Source organism: Pantoea sp. X-Soil-OKNW-713 (genome assembly GCF_059730685.1).
Map to the genome: position 1 here is coordinate 1,861,195 of NZ_AP035995.1, position 18,525 is coordinate 1,879,719.

19 protein-coding genes and 3 tRNA genes are annotated in these 18,525 nt (G+C 52.2%); 7 read left to right on the forward strand and 15 right to left on the reverse strand.

The genetic code is table 11. The features are described 5' to 3' along the window. Positions 1 to 46 precede the first annotated feature (46 nt). The 6 genes from AC6I8R_RS08605 to AC6I8R_RS08630 form a co-directional block, all read right to left on the reverse strand. A complete protein-coding gene (locus AC6I8R_RS08605) occupies positions 47 to 283 on the reverse strand; it encodes a major outer membrane lipoprotein (protein ID WP_007374746.1) in 237 nt (78 codons plus the stop codon). Between the two features lie 304 nt (positions 284 to 587). Further along, complete coding sequence (gene pykF, locus AC6I8R_RS08610) at positions 588 to 2,000, reverse strand: pyruvate kinase PykF (protein WP_021185252.1); 1,413 nt, start codon at positions 1,998 to 2,000, stop codon at positions 588 to 590. A 342-nt stretch (positions 2,001 to 2,342) separates the two neighbouring features. Beyond that, positions 2,343 to 2,419: transfer RNA gene (locus AC6I8R_RS08615), tRNA-Val, on the reverse strand. 31 nt (positions 2,420 to 2,450) lie between these two features. Next, positions 2,451 to 2,527 (reverse strand) — tRNA-Val (locus AC6I8R_RS08620). Between the two features lie 3 nt (positions 2,528 to 2,530). Continuing rightward, a tRNA-Val gene (locus AC6I8R_RS08625) sits at positions 2,531 to 2,607 on the reverse strand. A 153-nt stretch (positions 2,608 to 2,760) separates the two neighbouring features. Then, positions 2,761 to 4,134 (reverse strand): MATE family efflux transporter, encoded by a 1,374-nt coding sequence (locus tag AC6I8R_RS08630; protein ID WP_021185251.1) that lies wholly within the window; start codon positions 4,132 to 4,134, stop codon positions 2,761 to 2,763. A gap of 202 nt (positions 4,135 to 4,336) precedes the next feature. On the opposite strand from AC6I8R_RS08630, the gene AC6I8R_RS08635 reads away from it, so the two are divergent. Then, positions 4,337 to 4,987 carry a riboflavin synthase subunit alpha gene (locus AC6I8R_RS08635; RefSeq protein WP_415175726.1) on the forward strand — a complete coding sequence of 217 codons (651 nt, stop codon included), beginning with the start codon at positions 4,337 to 4,339 and terminating at the stop codon, positions 4,985 to 4,987. A gap of 76 nt (positions 4,988 to 5,063) precedes the next feature. On the opposite strand, the gene cfa is transcribed toward AC6I8R_RS08635, so the two are convergent. Beyond that, on the reverse strand, positions 5,064 to 6,212 hold the full coding sequence (gene cfa, locus AC6I8R_RS08640; RefSeq protein WP_415175727.1) for a cyclopropane fatty acyl phospholipid synthase: 1,149 nt from the start codon (positions 6,210 to 6,212) through the stop codon (positions 5,064 to 5,066). A 308-nt stretch (positions 6,213 to 6,520) separates the two neighbouring features. Next, the gene (gene punC / locus AC6I8R_RS08645; RefSeq protein ID WP_415175728.1) at positions 6,521 to 7,723 is read right to left on the reverse strand and encodes a purine nucleoside transporter PunC; all 1,203 of its coding nucleotides are present in this window, start codon (positions 7,721 to 7,723) and stop codon (positions 6,521 to 6,523) included. Between the two features lie 108 nt (positions 7,724 to 7,831). Between punC and punR the strand changes: the two genes are divergently transcribed. Further along, positions 7,832 to 8,743, forward strand: a complete 912-nt coding sequence (punR, locus tag AC6I8R_RS08650) for a DNA-binding transcriptional activator PunR (RefSeq protein ID WP_415175729.1) — start codon at positions 7,832 to 7,834, stop codon at positions 8,741 to 8,743. Here punR and purR read toward each other — a convergent pair. Then, positions 8,740 to 9,765, reverse strand: a complete 1,026-nt coding sequence (gene purR / locus AC6I8R_RS08655) for an HTH-type transcriptional repressor PurR (protein WP_021185246.1) — start codon at positions 9,763 to 9,765, stop codon at positions 8,740 to 8,742. The genes punR and purR overlap by 4 nt on opposite strands. A gap of 285 nt (positions 9,766 to 10,050) precedes the next feature. Here purR and cydH point away from each other — a divergent pair, with 285 nt between their 5' ends. Continuing rightward, positions 10,051 to 10,140: a cytochrome bd-I oxidase subunit CydH gene (gene cydH / locus AC6I8R_RS08660; RefSeq protein ID WP_150105780.1), complete on the forward strand. Its 90-nt coding sequence runs from the start codon at positions 10,051 to 10,053 to the stop codon at positions 10,138 to 10,140. 63 nt (positions 10,141 to 10,203) lie between these two features. Here the strand turns inward: cydH and AC6I8R_RS08665 are convergent, their stop codons facing one another. Continuing rightward, positions 10,204 to 10,989, reverse strand: a complete 786-nt coding sequence (locus AC6I8R_RS08665) for a C40 family peptidase (RefSeq protein ID WP_021185245.1) — start codon at positions 10,987 to 10,989, stop codon at positions 10,204 to 10,206. A 363-nt stretch (positions 10,990 to 11,352) separates the two neighbouring features. Here AC6I8R_RS08665 and AC6I8R_RS08670 point away from each other — a divergent pair, with 363 nt between their 5' ends. Further along, the gene (locus AC6I8R_RS08670; RefSeq protein WP_021185244.1) at positions 11,353 to 11,685 is read left to right on the forward strand and encodes a Grx4 family monothiol glutaredoxin; all 333 of its coding nucleotides are present in this window, start codon (positions 11,353 to 11,355) and stop codon (positions 11,683 to 11,685) included. Positions 11,686 to 11,720: 35 nt separating this feature from the next. Here AC6I8R_RS08670 and rnt read toward each other — a convergent pair whose 3' ends face one another. The 5 genes from rnt to eptA form a co-directional block, all read right to left on the reverse strand. Then, positions 11,721 to 12,389: a ribonuclease T gene (gene rnt, locus AC6I8R_RS08675; protein ID WP_021185243.1), complete on the reverse strand. Its 669-nt coding sequence runs from the start codon at positions 12,387 to 12,389 to the stop codon at positions 11,721 to 11,723. A 111-nt stretch (positions 12,390 to 12,500) separates the two neighbouring features. Next, entirely contained in the window at positions 12,501 to 12,908 is a 408-nt protein-coding gene (gloA, locus tag AC6I8R_RS08680) for a lactoylglutathione lyase (protein ID WP_021185242.1), read from the reverse strand. Positions 12,909 to 13,003: 95 nt separating this feature from the next. Beyond that, the gene (locus AC6I8R_RS08685; RefSeq protein ID WP_415175731.1) at positions 13,004 to 14,101 is read right to left on the reverse strand and encodes an alkene reductase; all 1,098 of its coding nucleotides are present in this window, start codon (positions 14,099 to 14,101) and stop codon (positions 13,004 to 13,006) included. Between the two features lie 48 nt (positions 14,102 to 14,149). Next, on the reverse strand, positions 14,150 to 14,746 hold the full coding sequence (locus tag AC6I8R_RS08690) for a TetR/AcrR family transcriptional regulator (RefSeq protein WP_021185240.1): 597 nt from the start codon (positions 14,744 to 14,746) through the stop codon (positions 14,150 to 14,152). A 39-nt stretch (positions 14,747 to 14,785) separates the two neighbouring features. Next, the gene (gene eptA, locus AC6I8R_RS08695; protein ID WP_415175733.1) at positions 14,786 to 16,423 is read right to left on the reverse strand and encodes a phosphoethanolamine transferase EptA; all 1,638 of its coding nucleotides are present in this window, start codon (positions 16,421 to 16,423) and stop codon (positions 14,786 to 14,788) included. A 201-nt stretch (positions 16,424 to 16,624) separates the two neighbouring features. Here eptA and AC6I8R_RS08700 point away from each other — a divergent pair, with 201 nt between their 5' ends. The 3 genes from AC6I8R_RS08700 (at position 16,625) to sodC (ending at position 18,462) form a co-directional block, all read left to right on the forward strand. Beyond that, the gene (locus AC6I8R_RS08700) at positions 16,625 to 16,894 is read left to right on the forward strand and encodes a DUF1289 domain-containing protein (RefSeq protein WP_021185238.1); all 270 of its coding nucleotides are present in this window, start codon (positions 16,625 to 16,627) and stop codon (positions 16,892 to 16,894) included. A 72-nt stretch (positions 16,895 to 16,966) separates the two neighbouring features. Continuing rightward, positions 16,967 to 17,863, forward strand: a complete 897-nt coding sequence (locus AC6I8R_RS08705; RefSeq protein WP_497832117.1) for an aldo/keto reductase — start codon at positions 16,967 to 16,969, stop codon at positions 17,861 to 17,863. Between the two features lie 80 nt (positions 17,864 to 17,943). Then, the gene (sodC, locus tag AC6I8R_RS08710) at positions 17,944 to 18,462 is read left to right on the forward strand and encodes a superoxide dismutase [Cu-Zn] SodC (protein ID WP_415175734.1); all 519 of its coding nucleotides are present in this window, start codon (positions 17,944 to 17,946) and stop codon (positions 18,460 to 18,462) included. The last annotated feature ends 63 nt before the right edge of the window (positions 18,463 to 18,525 follow it).

Here is an 18,525-nt window from a genome sequence, read left to right on the forward strand (position 1 = left end):
CAAAAAAAATGGCGCCATAACGGCGCCATTTTTAGTACCAGAACTCTTACTTACGGTAAGAGTGAGCCTGGTTGTCCAGACGCTGGTTAGCACGAGCTGCGTCATCTTTAGCAGCCTGAACGTCAGAACGGATTGCGTTCACGTCGTTGCTCAGCTGGTCAACTTTAGCGTTCAGAGTCTGAACGTCTGAAGACAGCTGGTCGATTTTAGCGTTGCTTGAGCAACCAGCCAGCAGAGTTGAACCCAGGATTACCGCGCCCAGTACCAGTTTAGTACGATTCATTATTAATACCCTCTAGATTGAGTTAATCTCCATGTAGCGTTACAAGTATTACACAAAGCTTTTTGAGTTGAGAATAAATTTTTGCTGAGAACACGCTTAAACTTGATCGTTCGCTCAAAGAAGCATCGTTTAGCAGAAGATGATAAAAATATTTAGCTAAAACAGAGATATTTAATCGGATTAGCCTTAATTTTCTGGGTTTTTGAATAGTTATTATCGATTGGTAATTTCGTGCTTTTGTATTAGACCCGGAATAAAAAAAGCGCCCGAAAAGGGCGCTTTTTAATAAACATTCAAGCGAAAATCAGAGTACGTGTACTGATGCCGTGTTGGTGGTGCCGCTTGGAACCAGTGCACCAGAAACCATCACTACCACGTCGCCTTTTTGCGCATAACCGCTCTCAAGCGCCATTTCTTTGCCAATACGATAGAAATCGTCAGTTGAGGCAATTTCGTTAACCAGGTGGGTTTCAACGCCTTTGCTCAGAATCAACTGGCGTGCGGTGGTGGCATTGGTCGTCAAGGCCAGGATGGTCGCATCCGGGAAGTATTTTCTGATGGCTTTGGCTGATTTGCCGCCTTCAGTGGCGACGACGATCAGCGGAGCTTCCAGCTTTTCAGCGGTCTCAACGGCACCACGGCACACGGCTTCCGTGATCCGCAGTTTGCGTGAGTCCTGGAGCGAATCAATGCGTGATTTCATCACACGGTCGGTACGTTCACAGATGGTCGCCATAATAGTGACCGATTCCAGCGGATACTTACCTTTGGCGCTTTCACCAGACAGCATCACCGCATCGGTACCATCGAGGATGGCGTTCGCCACGTCGCCAGCTTCAGCACGGGTTGGGCGTGGGTTTTTGATCATGGAATCGAGCATCTGCGTGGCGGTAATCACCACTTTGCGTGCTTTGTTGCACTTCTTGATCATCATCTTCTGCGCGAAGATCACTTCTTCAACCGGGATCTCTACGCCGAGGTCGCCACGGGCCACCATGATGCCGTCAGACGCTTCGAGAATTTCGTCGAAGTTGTTCAAACCTTCCTGATTCTCGATTTTAGAGATGATTTGAATGTGTTCGCCGCCGTGTTGTTTCAGATGCTCGCGAATTTCCAGCACATCAGAACGTTTACGGATAAAGGACGCGGCAACGAAATCGACACCCTGCTCGCAACCGAAAATCAGGTCACGCTTGTCTTTTTCCGCCAGAGCCGGCAGCTGAATGGAGACACCTGGCAGGTTAACGCCTTTATTCTCGCCGAGGTCACCGTTGTTCAGCACTTTACATACCACGGTGTTTTCAGTGACTTCGATAACTTCCATGCCAATCAGGCCATCATCAACCAGCACGGTGTTGCCGATTTTCAGATCTTCAGTGAAACCCGCATAGGTGACGGCGACGCGCTCGCTGTTGCCAATGACGGACTGATCAGTGGTGAAGGTGAAGGTCTGGCCAGCTTTTAATGGGGCATCATTGCCGCCTTCCAGTTTCATGGTGCGGATTTCAGGACCTTTGGTGTCCAGCAGAATCGCAGCCTGACGACCGGTTTTTTCCATGACAGCACGCATGTTGGTAATGCGCTGACCATGTTCGGCATAATCCCCGTGAGAGAAGTTCAGGCGCATGACATTCATGCCTGCTTCCAGCAGTTGAGTCAGCATCTCTTCCGATTCGGTTTTCGGACCGATAGTACAAACGATCTTGGTCTTTTTCATGTCAGCTTATCTGTAAGTTGTGATGGATGATAAAGGTTGGGATTCGATGCGCAGGCACCGAAGTGGAAATTCGTTTGGTGTTGATAAGGGCAATACAGAGTAAGAATAGGAGACGATAGCTAAGCGTGCAGGGAAGTTGTGCGGTTCGCGAGAGAACCGACCAGGCGGTGTTGCGCAAATAATTTGAGTTCTCGCCATTAACACGTTAGCGCTGAAACCTTTCAAGTGGGACAACGCGGCATAGTATAGTCGCTAAGTATGCGAAAACCAATATGAAAGCAGTAAGATAAAACGATACAGATCAAGGAAGAGAGAGTTGCGCAACAGGAAACTGAAAAAGAGTGGTGCGCTCTAATGGACTCGAACCATCGACCCCCACCATGTCAAGGTGGTGCTCTAACCAACTGAGCTAAGAGCGCATTGTACCCGTGATACTTCAGGGTGAAGAAATGGTGCGTCCGAGTGGACTCGAACCACCGACCCCCACCATGTCAAGGTGGTGCTCTAACCAACTGAGCTACGGACGCACTTGGTGCGCTCTAATGGACTCGAACCATCGACCCCCACCATGTCAAGGTGGTGCTCTAACCAACTGAGCTAAGAGCGCAACACGCTGTCAGGGCGACAGCGGGGACGAATATTAACGGCAGGCAGATGAGCTGGCAAGGGGAAAAAGCGATTTTTCATCATGACTGACCAGCATCTGTGCTATGCGTCGTTTTTTTAGGCGTTGCGGGCCTTTTCCGGCCCGCTCAGCGACTTAGCGTGCTGCTCGCGTAAGAATCACCTGCGCAGGGAGGCGTTGCAAACGGCGAATGCGCCATAGCATCATCACTGCCGCCGAAGTCAGTCCGACAATAAAGCCACACCAAAAACCGGCAGGGCCAAGTCTTGGTACGACCAGATCGGTCAACGCCAGAATATAACCCACCGGCAGCCCCAGTACCCAGTAAGCGACGAGGGTAATAAAGAAGATAGAACGCGTATCTTTATAACCACGCAGGATACCGCTGCCAATCACCTGAATTGAATCAGAGAACTGGTAGATGGCCGCCAACAGCATCAGTTGCGCCGCCAGGGTGATCACTTCCGGGTTCGCGGTATACAGCGCCGCGATATGATGGCGGAAGGTCACGGTAAACAACGCGGTGAGGGCCGCCATACTGATGCCGACCCCTTGCGCGGTCCAGGCCGCGACCCGCGCCTGTTCTGTGGAACCCTGACCCAGGCGATAACCGACGCGAATGGTGGTGGCTACCCCGAGCGACAGCGGCAGGACAAACATCAGTGAGCTGAAATTCAGCGCGATCTGATGCCCGGCGACTTTGACAATACCGAGTGGTGAAACCAGTAGCGCGACCACGGCAAACAACGTGACCTCAAAAAACAGCGCCAGTGCGACCGGCAGGCCAAGGCCAAACAGGCGTGACAGAATGACCCGCGACGGCGTGGAGAAGGCGGTACTCATACGGATATCGCGCATGCTGCCCATACGTTTCAGCCAGAAGCGCATCACGATAAACATCACCCAATAGACGCTGGCGGTGGCGACGCCACAGCCCACGCCACCCAGCGCTGGCATGCCAAAATGACCATAAATGAACACATAGTTGAGTGGAATATTGGTCAACAAACCGAGGAAACCCAGCACCATACCGGGTTTGGTTTTCGACAAACCTTCACACTGGTTACGCGCCACCTGAAAAAACAGGTAGCCAGGCGCACCGAACAGTAGGGCATGGAGATAGCCTTCGGCTTTGGCGGCCAGCAGCGGATCAATATCATGCATGGCATGAATCAGATAGCCTGCGTTCCACAGTACCACCATGATCAGCAGCGCGACAAAAAACGCCAGCCAGTAACCCTGACGGACTTGTTCCGCGATGCGCTCACGTCGTCCCGACCCATTGAGTTGCGCAACGGTAGGCGTCAATGCCAGCAGCAAACCATGACCAAACAGAATGGCGGGGAGCCAGATAGAGGTGCCCACCGCAACGGCGGCCATATCCGTGGCGCTTACCGCACCGGCCATAATGGTATCCACGAAACCCATTGCGGTCTGGGCAACCTGAGCAAGGATGACCGGGATCGCAAGGGCCAGCAATTGACGCGCTTCTGTTAAATACTTCTGCACGTATCACCTGCATTTTAATAATAAGAAGAGAACGGGGAGAAATCCCCAAAGAATGCGCGGCCTAGTCTACCGGTCTGTTGACGCTTAGCCAAACTTTGTTCGCATTTTGTTAAAACGATTGTGTAAATTTCACGCACCGCCAAATTAAACCCGAACGGGGCAGCTGTGATAAACTAGCGCAAACTTCGCAGAGGCTGAGATTATGTTTACTGGAATTGTACAAGGTACGGCAGAGATTGTTGCAATCGAAGAAAAAGAGTTGTTTCGCACCCATGTCGTGAAACTGCCGGAAGAGTTATTGCCGGGGCTGGCACTGGGCGCATCAGTGGCGAATAACGGCTGCTGCCTGACGGTGACAGCGATTGACGGTGACCAGGTCAGCTTTGACTTAATCAAAGAAACCTTACGGATTACCAACCTGGGCGAATTGCAGGTGGGTGATGTGGTGAATATTGAGCGCGCTGCAAAATTCAGTGACGAAATTGGCGGTCATTTAATGTCCGGCCATATTATGACCACCGCAGAAATCTGCAAAATTATTCAGTCAGAAAACAACCGTGAGGTGTGGTTTAAATTACAGGACCCATCGCAGATGAAATATATTCTGCATAAAGGGTTTGTCGGTATTGATGGTATCAGCCTGACGGTGGGTGATGTGACCAGGAGTAAATTCTGTGTACACCTGATCCCGGAAACGCTGGAGCGCACCACGCTTGGCGCGAAGAAGTTAGGTCACAAGGTGAATATCGAGATTGATCCGCATACCCAGGCCATTGTCGAAACCGTTGAGCGCGTGTTGGCACAACGTGAAGCAGCCGCTCTGGCGCAGCAGCAGTCTGACGAGAGCGAATAACCTGGCATTCGTAGCGGCGCGATTTATCGCGCGGTATTAAAAGCGCGTGATAAATCACGCCGCTACAAACGGGAGGTTAACGCGCGACGCGCAGGCCGCCCTCAGCTCCACGGCTGAAAACCACTTGCCACAGCTGGATATCACGCGCGCGGAATGCACCGGCGCAGGCATTGAGATAATAGCTGAACATGCGTTTAAAACGATCACCGTATTTTTCTGCCAGCTGCGGCCAGGCGTCAAAAAAACGCGCATGCCAGGCCATTAGCGTGGTGTCATAATCCGCGCCGAAATTGTGCCAGTCTTCCATCACAAAATGTGACTCACTGGCATTAGCAATCTGGCGTACGGAGGGCAGGCAACCATTCGGGAAGATATATTTGTCGATCCAGGGGTCAACATTCATATCGGTTTTAATCGCACCAATGGTATGCAGCAGGAAAATACCGTCCGGCTTCAAATTACGGTCGGCCACCTCAAAATAGGTCGCGTAATTTTTGGGACCGACATGTTCGAACATGCCGACCGAAACGATACGGTCAACTTGCAGATTCAGGTCGCGATAATCCTGCAACAGAATGGTGACGTCCAGACCGGCACAACGCTCCTGTGCCATCTTCTGTTGCTCTGCCGAAATGGTGACACCATGCACTTTCACGCCATAATTGCGTGCGGCAAACTCTGCCAGTCCACCCCAACCACAACCAATATCAAGCAATGTCATGCCGGGTTTCAGTTGCAGCTTGCGGCAAATCATATCGAGTTTGTCTTGTTGCGCCTGTTCCAGCGTCTCGGCCTCTTTCCAGTAACCACAGGAGTACTGCATAAAGGGGTCAAGCATCAGAGAAAACAGGTCGTTTCCAAGATCGTAATGCTCTTTACCGACAATCCAGGCGCGTTTTTTCGATTGTAAATTGGTCAGACGCGCGGCTGCGATACGCAACGTGTCTTTAAAATGATGCGGTAATTGTTGATCCAGGTGGTGCTTCAGTACGCGGTGGAAAAACATGTCGAGATTTTCACAGTCCCACCAACCGTCCATATAGCTTTCACCTAAGCCCAATGAACCTTCTTGCAGGACCCGTTTAAAAAAATCCGGATGCTTAACCTGAATATCCCAGGGGCGAGTGCCATTAATGGCAATATCAGCCCGTTCCAGTAATTCATGGGCGATACGAAACCAGTGGTTTTCTTCAAGGCTCACTTCTTCTATACACGATGAACTCATAGCTTCTCCATCACCTTTCCGATTTCAACCTGAGAAAAGAATAGTCAATTTCTCCAGGCTTGTGAGAGAACTCACGGAAAATCCGTGCGCCAGATATCCGACGTTTTACAGAGGTATGAATCTGAATAGAAATGTCTGGCACAACACAGGCGAGAATATCGTGCAGACGCCATCCCAGCGACAGAGTCGCTTAATAGTAATACATTTATGTTATTGATTTGTTACAGAATTGCTGACCCACGCAGTATATGCTTACGTGGGTCAATATTCAACGACTTATCGTTAGGATGCTAACTAAAGTTGTTGCGTCAGTGATTATCTTCGCAGGCTAAGGAGTTGTGAGCAACATCACTTTGTGCGTTTGCTGTACGTTGCCAACCGAAACCGGCCCAGGCGAGTGCAACGGTAGCGAGCATCACGAGGCTGGTGCTATGCAGCGCTTGTTGTAATCCAGCGGAAACGACCAGGCTGGCGACAAAACATAATCCGAGTTGTAGCAAATTTTGCAATGAAGCGGCTTTGCCTGTTGCCTGGGGGAAGGGCAGCAGGGCACTGGCGACCACAATCGGATAGATAGCACCATTTGCCAGCGCCATACCACAGAACGGCAACAGCAATGCCCACAGCGCGGGGGTGGAAAGCTGCGCAACCGCAAACAGGCTAAGAATGCTCAGGCTGTAGATCATCAGTAACCACGGCAGTAGTTGTTTCCCCTGAAAACGATTCAGCAGCGCGCGGCAGCCAAATCCACCGATCAGGAAGGCGATAGTTTGCGGCACATAACTCAGGCCAATATCTGCCGGTGATAAACCGGCATCGGCGAGGATAAAGGGTGAGCCGGTCAACCAGGCAAAAAAGCTGGCGGAACAGGCAGAGTAGATCAATACGTTGCCGCTATAAGTACGCGATGCCAGCAGCGTCAGCCAGCCAGGCTGCGGCGCTCGCGTGGTGTCGGATCGTACGGGATTCGCCAGACGCAGGGTGCCGATAAGCAACACCAGGGTTATCAGTGTCAGCAGCAGAAAGATACTACGCCAGTGAAAATGGCCCATCAGCCAGGCACCGAGTAACGGGGCGAGCGCCGGAGACAAGGCGACCAGCGGCATAATGGTTGCAAAAACTTTGTTGGCCTGGTTTTGCGGATAACGATCCACCACCAGCGCCTGCCAGCTAACGGCGGCAGCGCAAACACCCAGCGCCTGCACAAAGCGCAGCGCCAGCATCAAACGGACGTCGGTCACCCACAACATGCCCAGACAACCCAGGGCAAAAATCGCTAATCCCGCCAGCAGAACCGGTTTACGTCCGAAGCGATCCGACAGCGGTCCCCAGAAGACCTGCGCACAGGCAAAACCACCAAGGAACAGACTCAGACTGGCGCTGATGGTACCGGGGGCGGTAGCAAAATCCTGCTGCATGGCACCGAATGCCGGCAGGTACATATCCGTAGCAAGAAAGCCCAGCATGCTGAGTAAAGCAAGATAAGGCAGAAATCCTTTTGATGACAACATGGTAATTCTCTTTAGACAGGTAAACGCGGAGGAGTGTAAAAGCGTGCGCCAGGTTTTGTGAAACGCTAATATTTGCGCGGTGCTATCAAAAAATTTGCAGGCAAAAATATGTGGTCTGAATATGCGCTTGAAGTGGTAGATGCGGTGGCCCGCAGCGGTAGTTTTAGTGCGGCAGCACAAGAGTTACATCGGGTGCCTTCTGCCATCAGCTACACGGTACGGCAGCTCGAAACCTGGTTGGCGGTGCCGTTGTTCGAACGTCAGCATCGGGAAGTGGTGCTGACGGCGGCCGGGGAGCATTTTGTCCGGGAAGGGCGAAGTGTTATCAAAAAAATGCTGGCGACGCGGCGGCAGTGCCAGCAGTTGGCAAATGGCTGGCGTGGTCAGCTGAGTATCGCGGTGGATTGCATCGTTAAACCTCATCGCACCCGACAACTGGTGAAGGATTTCTACCGCCACTTTCCCGACATGGAGTTGATTATCAGTTATGAAGTGTTTAATGGTGTCTGGGATGCACTGGCCGATGGGCGGGTCGACGTAGCGATTGGGGCCACTCAGGCGATTCCGGTCGGTGGGCGTTTCGCCTTTCAGGATATGGGCGCGTTAAACTGGCGCTGTGTAGTCAGCCCCGATCATCCGTTGGCAAAAAGTACCTTGTTGGATGACGAGACGTTGCGGGCCTGGCCTTCTCTGGTGCTGGAAGACACTTCGCGGGCGTTGCCGCGGCGCATGACCTGGACGTTGGATAATCAACGCCGTCTGGTGGTGCCGGAATGGGAAACCGGCGTCGACTGCCTGCTGGCGGGACTCTGCGTAGGGATGGTGCCGGGCCATTTAGCCCGGCCATTGCTGGATAGCGGAGCATTAACCGAGTTACCGTTACCCACGCCGTTCCCGGATAGCCCATGCTGTGTCAGTTGGTCGGAACAACGTAATTCGCCGGCTCTGGGTTGGTTGCTGAGTTATCTCGGCGATGCCGAAACGCTCAACCATGAATGGTTGAGCGAAACGGAAACTTAGCGGCGGTAGTCGCGGAACGGGCCGTCAGCGACTGAACGGCGTTCAATCAGCGTTGGTTGAACTTCAATGGTTTGCGGTTCTTCACGTTTGCTGGTGATACGATCCAGCAGCATTTCCAACGCTTTTTCGCCTAACTGAGCTTTAGGTTGATGAACAGTGGTCAGCGCCGGCGTGAAATAACGCGCGTTGCGCACGTTGTCATAGCCGATCACGGAGATATCCTGCGGGACCCGCAGGCCCATTTCATCCGCAGCACAGATCGCGCCCATCGCCATGATATCGCCACCGCAGAACACGGCAGTCGGGCGTTGCTTCTGATTGAGGATCTGCTGCATCGCCTGATAACCGGATTCCGGTTCAAAATCGCCCTGCACAATCCACTCGGGCCGCACGGTGATGCCTGCCTCATTCAGCGCCTGCATGAAACCGGCATGGCGGCCACCGCCGGTGTTGCGCTCCATTTGTCCGGGGATGGCACCAATGTCGCGATGACCGCGTTCAATCAGGTAACGCCCGGCGAGATAGCCGCCCTGAAACGCATTGTCCTGCACCGTATCGGTAAAATCGCCACGCGATGCGCCCCAGTCCATCACCACCATCGGGATATTACGGTTCTCTTCCAGCATGGTCAGCAGGTCGTCGGGGTATTCAGAACACATCACCAACAGGCCATCGACACGCTTCTGCGCCATCATCGACAGATATGCGCGCTGTTTTTGCAGGTCGTTATGCGCATTGCCCAGGATCAGCGTGTAGCCGCGATCGAAACAGTGGTTTTCCACCGCCTCGATAATCTCGGCGAAATAGGGGGCTTCACTGGAGGTGGCCAGCAACCCCAGCGTTTTGGTGTGGTTGACTTTCAGGCTGCGCGCCACGGCGCTGGGCGAGTAATGCAGCTCTTTGATCGCTTCCCATACGGCGTTACGCGTCTCTTCCGCGACAAAACGCGTCTTGTTGATGACATGCGAAACCGTGGTGGTGGAGACACCGGCGCGTTTCGCCACATCTTTAATTGTTGCCATGAAAATGGTACTCCCGGGCTTATCGCAACTAACTGATAAGTATATTGTTAAACGTTTGCGTCTGCTAATGGTTTTGCGCCCCGATTTTCGGGGCGAATGGCGAAGAAAAAGACATTAACACCTGGTCAATAACACTTTAACTTGCCGCAAACACAGCGTGCGCAAAATCTGTTGCGCAACGAAAGGCGGCGATTCTAGCAAGCTGGCGCGGATAAGACGAGATTTTTGCCGGAGGCTGTGAGAAAATTACGATAACCCTTCATTTATTGTGACTAAGGAGTTGTGATGAGTACAGACCTGAAACTGGCGCTGTTTACCACTGTGGGCGCGCTACTAATGATTATCGTGTTCAGCTTCACCGCGATCCTTCATTAATAAAAAAGCCGGACCTGAAAATCAGGGTCCGGCTTGTTGTTTTATCGGGTATCGGGCGTTTTTTTAGCGGATGGTTTTGGGGGTCATCATACGGCGTGCCCCGACGTAGTGTTTCAGCCAGTAATCCTCACCCAATGCACTGATTTGAATATCTTTACCGGTACGAGGCGACTGGATAAATTTGCCATTGCCAAGATAAACACCCACATGATCGGCAGTGCCGCGATTATTGATGCGGAAGAACACCAAATCCCCTTTCTCCAGCATATCGCGCTTAATCGGTGCCGCATCCCGCAGGTGATACATTTCGTTGGCGGTGCGCGGGAATTTATATTTAACCAGGTCTTTATAGGCGTACCACACCAGACCGCTGCAATCGAAACCGGTATGCGGTGAAGTGCCACCCCATTGGTATGGTTTACCAATCTGCCCCATCAGCTTGTTCATCGCGGTTTCGCGTGCTTTCTGATAGCGCTGACGGTGAGAATTGCTCATCTTGATGGTGGTCAAATCGCGGTCATCGTCCTGCTTCGCGCTTCTCTTCGCCAGACGTTGGTGACCATATTTTTTTGACGGTGATTTCAGCAGGGCTTTCTTGCTGCGGGTTTTATGCAGCGCCGTTTCCATTTTCGGCTGTTTTTTCAGCTTTAGCTTCTGAACACTGGTAGCAAGACGGGATTTTTTGGTGCTGGTTTTTACCGGACGTCGCTTGCGACGCTCATCTTCGCGCGCACTTTTTTTCTCAGCGTTATGCAAACTGGCATTGATGGGCGCATGCGGTGACGCAGAAGCCACATTAAAAAACAGTTGGGCGAAAGCCAGCATAAAAAGCGTAATGAGTAAACGCATAGTCCGGTACAGGTTAAGCAGTCTGAAGAAACAGCCCGCAGCTATGTTAGAAAAATCTGATCAACGATCAGCACCGAGATGATTCTAATCCAGTTTTTTTCTAAAAGGTAAGGCATTTTTCTATTAATGTGTTAGCAGAGTTGATATGGGGCAAAAATGAGCGATTTCAGCTGGTTAACCCAGCAGATATATTGCTAATTATTAATCGGTTCATGCTTATTCATGATATGAAAATGTTATTTATGGCACCGGAACTTAACAAACATGGCGATTGATGTGCCTGAACCGCAAAATCCCGTTTTAGTGCGGGGGTGAAATCGCTACAATAAACAAACACGAAGTGAGGAATTAAGGAAGGCAAAAATGAGTACTGTTGAGAAAATCCAGCGCCAGATCGCAGAAAACCCGATCCTGCTGTACATGAAAGGTTCGCCGAAACTGCCAAGCTGCGGTTTCTCTGCACAAGCGGTACAGGCTCTGTCTGCCTGTGGTGAGCGCTTCGCGTATGTTGATATCCTGCAAAACCCGGATATTCGTGCCGAGTTGCCAAAATATGCCAACTGGCCGACTTTCCCACAGTTGTGGGTTGATGGCGAGCTGGTCGGTGGTTGCGACATCATCGTCGAGATGTTCCAGCGTGGTGAACTTCAGCCGCTGATTAAAGAAACTGCTGAGAAGTATAAAGAAGCAGAATAAGCGTTAAGGCCGACAGTCGTCGGCCTTTCTTTTGGTCACTCGGCGGAGTCTTCTTCCGACAGTTCATCACTGAACGCCAGTGGCCAGCCCCCCAGACGTTTCCAACGGTTCACCAACTCGCAAAACAGGATGGCGGTTTGTTCGGTATCGTACAGGGCGGAATGCGCCTGGGTGCTATCAAAATCCATCCCTGCCGCTTTACAGGCTTTTGCCAGCACCGTCTGACCCAATACCAATCCACTTAATGCCGCGGTGTCGAAAGTGGCAAACGGATGGAATGGATTACGCTTCAGACTCACGCGTTCCGCAGCAGCCATCAGGAAGTTGTGATCAAAGGTGGCATTGTGCGCCACGATAATCGCACGATTACAATGACTGTCTTTCATCCCTTTGCGCACCATCTTAAAAATGGCATGCAGCGCATCATACTCGCTCACTGCACCACGCAACGGGTTGCTGGGATCAATCCCGGTAAATGCCAGTGCTTCCGGGTTAAGAATCGCGCCTTCAAAAGGTTCAACGTTGAAATGAAGCGTCTCATCACAATGCAGCCAGCCGTCATCATCCATCTTCAGAGTGGTGGCGGCAATTTCTAACAGGGCATCGGTTTTGGCATTAAAACCGGCAGTTTCGACGTCGATCACCACGGGATAAAAGCCGCGAAAGCGTTGATGGAGAGCGTTTAAGGCGTTCGATTCAGACATCAGGATCTCATAGCAATAAATGGGGCAGCGCGCATTATGGCAAAAATCGCGGGAGGGTGCAGCAGGAGAGGTGGGTCAGCCGGTAAAAGTACAGGCTGACCCGGCAACAGGTTAGTTGCCGATGCCGTGTCCGGCATGTTTGTTTTCGATCAGCTCGATTTTATAACCATCGGGATCTTCAACAAACGCAATAACCGTGGTGCCGCCTTTAACCGGACCGGCTTCACGCGTCACTTTGCCACCGGCATGACGGATTTGGTCACAGGTGGCAGCAACATCATCAACACCCAGCGCAATATGACCGTAGGCGTTACCAAGGTCATAGCTATCTACGCCCCAGTTGTAGGTCAGTTCAATCACCGCACCTTCGCTCTCTTCGGTGTAACCGACAAACGCCAGCGTGTATTTGTATTCCGTGTTCTCGCTCTTGCGCAGCAGACGCATACCCAGCACCTGGGTATAAAACTCGATTGAACGTTCCAGATCGCCAACGCGTAACATAGTGTGAAGTAAACGCATAACATCCTCTTTTAAAAAGCACAAAAGCTAAGTATAGCGAGTTAACGCTACGAAAAAACAGCGCTGCCGCACATTGGGGCGGCAGCGGGGAGATTTTACAGAGTAGGGTAGTCGGTATAGCCTTCCGCACCACCGCCGTAGAAACTTTCCGGGCGTTGTGGGTTAAGCGGCGCATCGTGTTGCAGGCGCGCAACCAGGTCCGGGTTGGCGATAAAATCGCGGCCAAACGCGACGGCATCGATCAGACCACGCTGAATCAGGTCATCTGCTTTTTCAACGCTATAGGCACCGGCACCAATGATCACCCCAGGGAACAGGGCACGAACTTTCTCGCGGAAAGCATCACTGTAGGGTTGACCGCCAGCCCAGTCCGGTTCTGACAGATGCAGATACGCCAGCTTGCGTTTACCCAGTTCGGAGATGTACCACAGCGCGGCGGCTTCTTCATCCGGACCGTTTTCCAGGTTCTGGAAGGCACCAATCGGCGAAATGCGGATACCAATACGGTCGGCTGACCAGTTGGCAATAGCCGCATCAACCACTTCCAGCGCGAACCGACCACGCTTCGCAATCGAACCGCCGTATTCATCAGTACGTTGGTTGGAATCAGGGGCGAGGAACTGGTGCATCAAATAACCATGCGCAGAGTGCAATTCCAGCAGATCAAAATCGGCTTCGCGCGCATTGGCCGCTGCCTGACCAAAATCAGCCACAATCTGCTTAATCTCTGCCACGCTCAGCTCGCGCGGCAGCGAGGTATCTTCACGATAGACGCTGCCATCAGCGTGGCGTAACGACGTACGCGTACCGGCGGCCAGGGCGGAAGGAGCGACGGGTGCCAGACCGTTTGGCTGCACACTATGATGAGAGATGCGGCCGGTGTGCCATAGCTGCACGGCACTGTGACCTCCTGCGCCATGAATGGCTTCGTTAATTGCTTTCCACGCGGCGATTTGCTGCTGCGTATGCAGCCCCGGCGCACCTGCATAACCTTTCGCCTGGAAAGAAATTTGCGTTGCTTCGGTGATAATCAGACCCGCGCTGGCGCGTTGCTGATAATACTCAGCCATGAGCGGAGTCGGAATGTCGCCTGGCTCAATGCTACGCAGACGCGTCAGCGGGGCCATGAAAACGCGGTTAGGTACGGTAATCGCACCCACTTTCAGTGGGGAGAACAGCTGTTTACTCGCCATGTTGACTCCTGTATTAGACCGGTCGTCTAGGAATTGCGGTTTTTAAAATCAGTGGCTATTCAGCCACTGCTCAATGGTTTCGAGCGCCAGGCTGATGGGGCCAGGTTCTCGTGATATTTTGCTTTGCAGGCTGGCACCCAGCCAGAGCAAATAACAACGCTGCGCCAACTGTTGCGGGCTCTGACCATAAGGCAGCGCCTGCTCTGTTGCCACGTCTTGCAGGCAGCGAGCGTAAGCGCCAATCACAGCATTCGCGCCCTGTTGCAGTGCATCGCGCATCGGCTCAGAGAGATCGCACACTTCGGCAGAGAGTTTCACGCCCAGGCAACCCATAATATGGCCCTGCTCGATAAATACGTGTTCAGCGCTACGGAAGTGTTGCAGGAAGCGCTCTCGTGCTGTTGTGCCTGGTTGACTCAGCTGGCGCTCAATCATCTGCAAATGGTGGACAAAATAGCGCTCCAGCAGGGCGACGCCAAAGGCTTCCTTTGAGCGGAAGTAATGATAAAACGAGCCTTTCGGTACTTCCGCCAGCGTCAGCATCTCGCTGAGGCCCATGCCGGTGAAACCCCGTTGCAGACAAACCTGCTCGCCAGTCGCGAGCAGGTGTTCTCGGGTTTCGTTGCGTTGTTGAGTCTTGTTCATGTGTCGCAGAGTAGTAGACCAGTCAGTCTAATGCAATCTTTAACTCAGCGTCTGGCACGATCTGATCATGTCCAGCCTGGGTTGATATTCGCCGGTCTGGATGTTGAACATGCCCAGCAGGGTATGGAACAGGTTATCCTGTGATACCGGAGTCTCCGCTGCCTGTTGACGTAAACACCCCTGATTAACATGATACGCGGCGGCGTAACCGGGTGACATCCACATCAACAATGGGATATGTGTTTGCTGTGAAGGGGCAAACATATAGGGTGCACCGTGCAGATACATGCCGTGTTCACCCAGCGATTCACCATGATCGGAGAGATAAACCAGCGCCACGTTGAAACGGTCACTTAACGCTTTCAGTTTGTCGATAGTACGACTCAGCATGTCGTCGGTGTAGAGCAGCGAATTATCATAGGTATTGACCAGGGCCTGATGATCGCAATCCTGAATCTGATTGCTGTCGCAGGTTGGCGTAAAGCGGCGGAATTGGCTGGGATAGCGCTGATAATAAGCCGGACCGTGGCTACCCATTTGATGGAGCACGATGATCCCGTCGTTGTGCAGACTGGCGGTATAGTTATCGAGGTTATGCAGCAACACATCGTCGAGACAAAAACCGTCGTGGCAATATTGTGTCAGATTCCACATTGTCATGTCGGTATGGGGCACACGGTCGCAGGCACCTTTACATCCGCCGTCGTTTTCGCGCCACAGCACGCTCACCCCGGCATGCGCCAGCACATCGAGTAGGCCTTCCTGATGGTGTGCCAGATTGGCGTCGTATTGTTCGCGCGGCATGTTGGAAAACATGCAAGGTACGGAAACGGCGGTTTCAGTGCCACAAGAAGTAGCTTGCGGATAATAAATAACTTGCTGTTGTTTTAACTGCGGGTTGGTGTCGCGTTGATAACCGCCGAGGGAAAAGTCTTCCGCACGGCCGGTTTCACCCACCACCAGCACGACCAGGGTTTTTTTCTGTTCGGCTGCGATTAACGGGCCTTTGTGTGCATCCTGGCCAATTTTGACCAGTTGCTGGCTACCCTGTAACCAACGTTGATCGACATAGTGGCCGGTGCCGCTAACGATATTCGCCGGAGTGATCATTTTAACCAGGCCTTTGTTGTTGCGGATCAACGAGGCATAGTCTTTATAAAACAGCACGGCCATCAGCAAAATGATCAGCAGTGCGCCAAGTGCACCCGCCAAACGTTGCAGCAAACTCCACCACCAACGTTGCCCATTCTGAATACGAATGCTGCTGATAACGGCGACTGGCAGAATGCCCATCAATAGCATCCAGACCACCCAGGTTCGGCTGATTAATGCACCGGCTTCTTGTGCATTCGACTCAAACACGTTTTCGATCATGTTGGTGTCAATGACCGTGCCAAAGCTATGCATAAAGTAGTTGGCAGCGGCACTGGTCAGTACCAGTACGATCAACAGAGGTTTACGGATAAATGGCCAGGCGATCAGGCTAAAAATAAAGTAGAACGCCGAAATCAGTACCACAGGGATACTGGCGGCAAACAGATAATCATGCAGTCGATCGTAGGTAATAATTTGCCAGGCGCGGAAGACAAACAGGCCATTTAAGACGATGGCAAAGAAGAGAGCAGCACCAAAATTAAACCAGGTCGAGTGACACTGTAACTTATTCGGGAATTTCATGGAAACTCTATCAGAAAACGGAATGGCGCCAGAGTAGAGACAAAATATGAGGAAAACCTTAACGAAAGCTCAATGCAGTTACCGGCGGTACGACCTGTTTGGTAAACAGGAGTTACCCAATCTGGGCAAGGATAATTAATTGCGTGGAATGTAGACCAGGGGCGTTTACTCTTTGCACAATGCCACTAAGCTGTTATCAATATGCTGCAAACCCATGACGTCGGAGTTGAAGTGGCCGAGCAACTTGAGTTTTTTCCCGTCCCCAGTCCCTGTCGCGGCATTTGCCAGAGCGATGAACGCGGCTATTGTCGTGGTTGCCTGCGCAGTCGTGAAGAGCGGTTTAACTGGATGCAATACAGCGATGCGCAGAAACGTGATGTGCTGCGTTTGTGCCGCCAGCGTTGGTTGCGCTTACAACGTAGCCAGAAGAGTGAACAACCTGACGAACCGCAACAACCCTCACTGTTCTGAGCGTCTCACCAGGTTACTTTCCGTTATACTGCCGATTCATCATTCGGAATTGTGTTTTAAGGGAGAACCTTGATGCTACAACCGCAACAGATTGCCCCGCAGGGACCGACGTTTTCACCGCTGATCATGGGTTACTGGCGTTTAATGGAGTGGGGTATGACGGCCCAGCAATGCGTACAATTTATTGAGCACCATTTGTCGCTGGGGATCACCACCGTTGACCACGCTGATATTTATGGTGATTACCGTTGTGAAGCCACGTTTGGTGAAGCACTAAAACTGGCGCCAGGCTTGCGCGAAAAACTGCAAATCGTCACCAAGTGTGGCATCGCTACGCGTGCCAAAGCGGAACATCAGATTGGTCATTACATCACCGAAGCGCGGCATATTTTGCAAAGTGCGGAAAACTCGCTGCGGCACTTCGGTACTGATTACCTTGATCTGTTGTTGATTCACCGTCCTGACCCTTTGATGGATGCGGATGAAGTGGCTGAAGCCTTTCTTGCTTTACATCAGAGCGGCAAGGTACGTCACTTTGGCGTTTCCAATTTCACACCGACGCAGTTTACGCTGTTGCAGTCGCGGCTCCCTTTTACTCTGGCGACGAACCAACTGGAAATTTCGCCTCTCGAGCAGGCGACCTTGCTGGATGGAACCCTGGATCAATGCCAGCAGTTACGCATGCGACCAATGGCCTGGTCGTGTCTTGGCGGCGGTCGTCTCTTTAACGATCCGCATTACCAGCCGCTGCGGGATGAGCTTCATCAGATACAGCAGGAAATCGGTGCCAGCAATATTGAACAGGTGGTTTATGCCTGGGTCATGAAACTGCCAAGTCATCCCTTGCCCATTATTGGTTCCGGCAAAACGGCCCGTGTCAGCGATGCGGTCGCCGCCTGTCAACTTACGCTCGATCGCCAGCAGTGGTTCCGCATTCGCAAGGCGGCGTTGGGTTACGATGTGCCCTGAAGCGTAAAAAAGCGTCAAAACCCGGCAGCCAGAACAAAAAGCGTCCAGGCTTACAGGGAAGCTAACCATAAGGAGATGTTATGAATAGAATCCTGATTGCTGTTCTGGCGGTGTTAACGAGCGGCGTTGCGCAAGCAGCGTCAGAACAGGTGACGCTGCATACGGTTACCGAGCAAGGTATTGGTGCGGCTATAGGGAAAGTCACTCTCAGTGAAACGCCCTGGGGGCTGGAGTTTACCCCCGAACTGACGGGTCTGGCGCCGGGTGTGCATGGTTTTCACATCCACGCAAAAGGCAGTTGTGAACCGGGAGAGTCGGGAGGTAAAACGGTAGCGGCGGGTGCAGCAGGTGGGCATTTTGACCCGGGCAACACCGGTAAACACCTCGGCCCCTATGCCAACGGTCATCTCGGCGATCTGCCGGCATTATTCGTCACCGATAATGGCAACGCTGACTATCCGGTATTGGCTCCGCGCATCAAATCCCTGAATGAAATCAAAGGGAAGGCATTGATGGTGCATGTTGGAGGCGATAATCACGCCGATCATCCCCTGCCGCTGGGTGGCGGTGGCGCGCGTTTTGCCTGCGGTGTGATTTAACACGGTGGCGGCAATTTCCCTGCCGCCCTGATTTGCGTAACCAGACGTTTCTTCATTGATTTT

What these genes read in the sequence shown, in the direction of transcription:
- AC6I8R_RS08705 (WP_497832117.1), top strand. Translation starts at nt 16,967, where the DNA reads ATGCTACAACCGCAACAGATTGCCCCGCAGGGACCGACGTTTTCACCG.
- purR (WP_021185246.1), bottom strand. Translation starts at nt 9,765, where the DNA reads ATGGCAACAATTAAAGATGTGGCGAAACGCGCCGGTGTCTCCACCACC.
- AC6I8R_RS08670 (WP_021185244.1), top strand. Translation starts at nt 11,353, where the DNA reads ATGAGTACTGTTGAGAAAATCCAGCGCCAGATCGCAGAAAACCCGATC.
- AC6I8R_RS08635 (WP_415175726.1), top strand. Translation starts at nt 4,337, where the DNA reads ATGTTTACTGGAATTGTACAAGGTACGGCAGAGATTGTTGCAATCGAA.
- AC6I8R_RS08605 (WP_007374746.1), bottom strand. Translation starts at nt 283, where the DNA reads ATGAATCGTACTAAACTGGTACTGGGCGCGGTAATCCTGGGTTCAACT.
- sodC (WP_415175734.1), top strand. Translation starts at nt 17,944, where the DNA reads ATGAATAGAATCCTGATTGCTGTTCTGGCGGTGTTAACGAGCGGCGTT.
- AC6I8R_RS08665 (WP_021185245.1), bottom strand. Translation starts at nt 10,989, where the DNA reads ATGCGTTTACTCATTACGCTTTTTATGCTGGCTTTCGCCCAACTGTTT.
- rnt (WP_021185243.1), bottom strand. Translation starts at nt 12,389, where the DNA reads ATGTCTGAATCGAACGCCTTAAACGCTCTCCATCAACGCTTTCGCGGC.
- cydH (WP_150105780.1), top strand. Translation starts at nt 10,051, where the DNA reads ATGAGTACAGACCTGAAACTGGCGCTGTTTACCACTGTGGGCGCGCTA.
- eptA (WP_415175733.1), bottom strand. Translation starts at nt 16,423, where the DNA reads ATGAAATTCCCGAATAAGTTACAGTGTCACTCGACCTGGTTTAATTTT.
- AC6I8R_RS08690 (WP_021185240.1), bottom strand. Translation starts at nt 14,746, where the DNA reads ATGAACAAGACTCAACAACGCAACGAAACCCGAGAACACCTGCTCGCG.
- punC (WP_415175728.1), bottom strand. Translation starts at nt 7,723, where the DNA reads ATGTTGTCATCAAAAGGATTTCTGCCTTATCTTGCTTTACTCAGCATG.
- AC6I8R_RS08700 (WP_021185238.1), top strand. Translation starts at nt 16,625, where the DNA reads ATGCTGCAAACCCATGACGTCGGAGTTGAAGTGGCCGAGCAACTTGAG.
- gloA (WP_021185242.1), bottom strand. Translation starts at nt 12,908, where the DNA reads ATGCGTTTACTTCACACTATGTTACGCGTTGGCGATCTGGAACGTTCA.
- AC6I8R_RS08685 (WP_415175731.1), bottom strand. Translation starts at nt 14,101, where the DNA reads ATGGCGAGTAAACAGCTGTTCTCCCCACTGAAAGTGGGTGCGATTACC.
- cfa (WP_415175727.1), bottom strand. Translation starts at nt 6,212, where the DNA reads ATGAGTTCATCGTGTATAGAAGAAGTGAGCCTTGAAGAAAACCACTGG.
- pykF (WP_021185252.1), bottom strand. Translation starts at nt 2,000, where the DNA reads ATGAAAAAGACCAAGATCGTTTGTACTATCGGTCCGAAAACCGAATCG.
- punR (WP_415175729.1), top strand. Translation starts at nt 7,832, where the DNA reads ATGTGGTCTGAATATGCGCTTGAAGTGGTAGATGCGGTGGCCCGCAGC.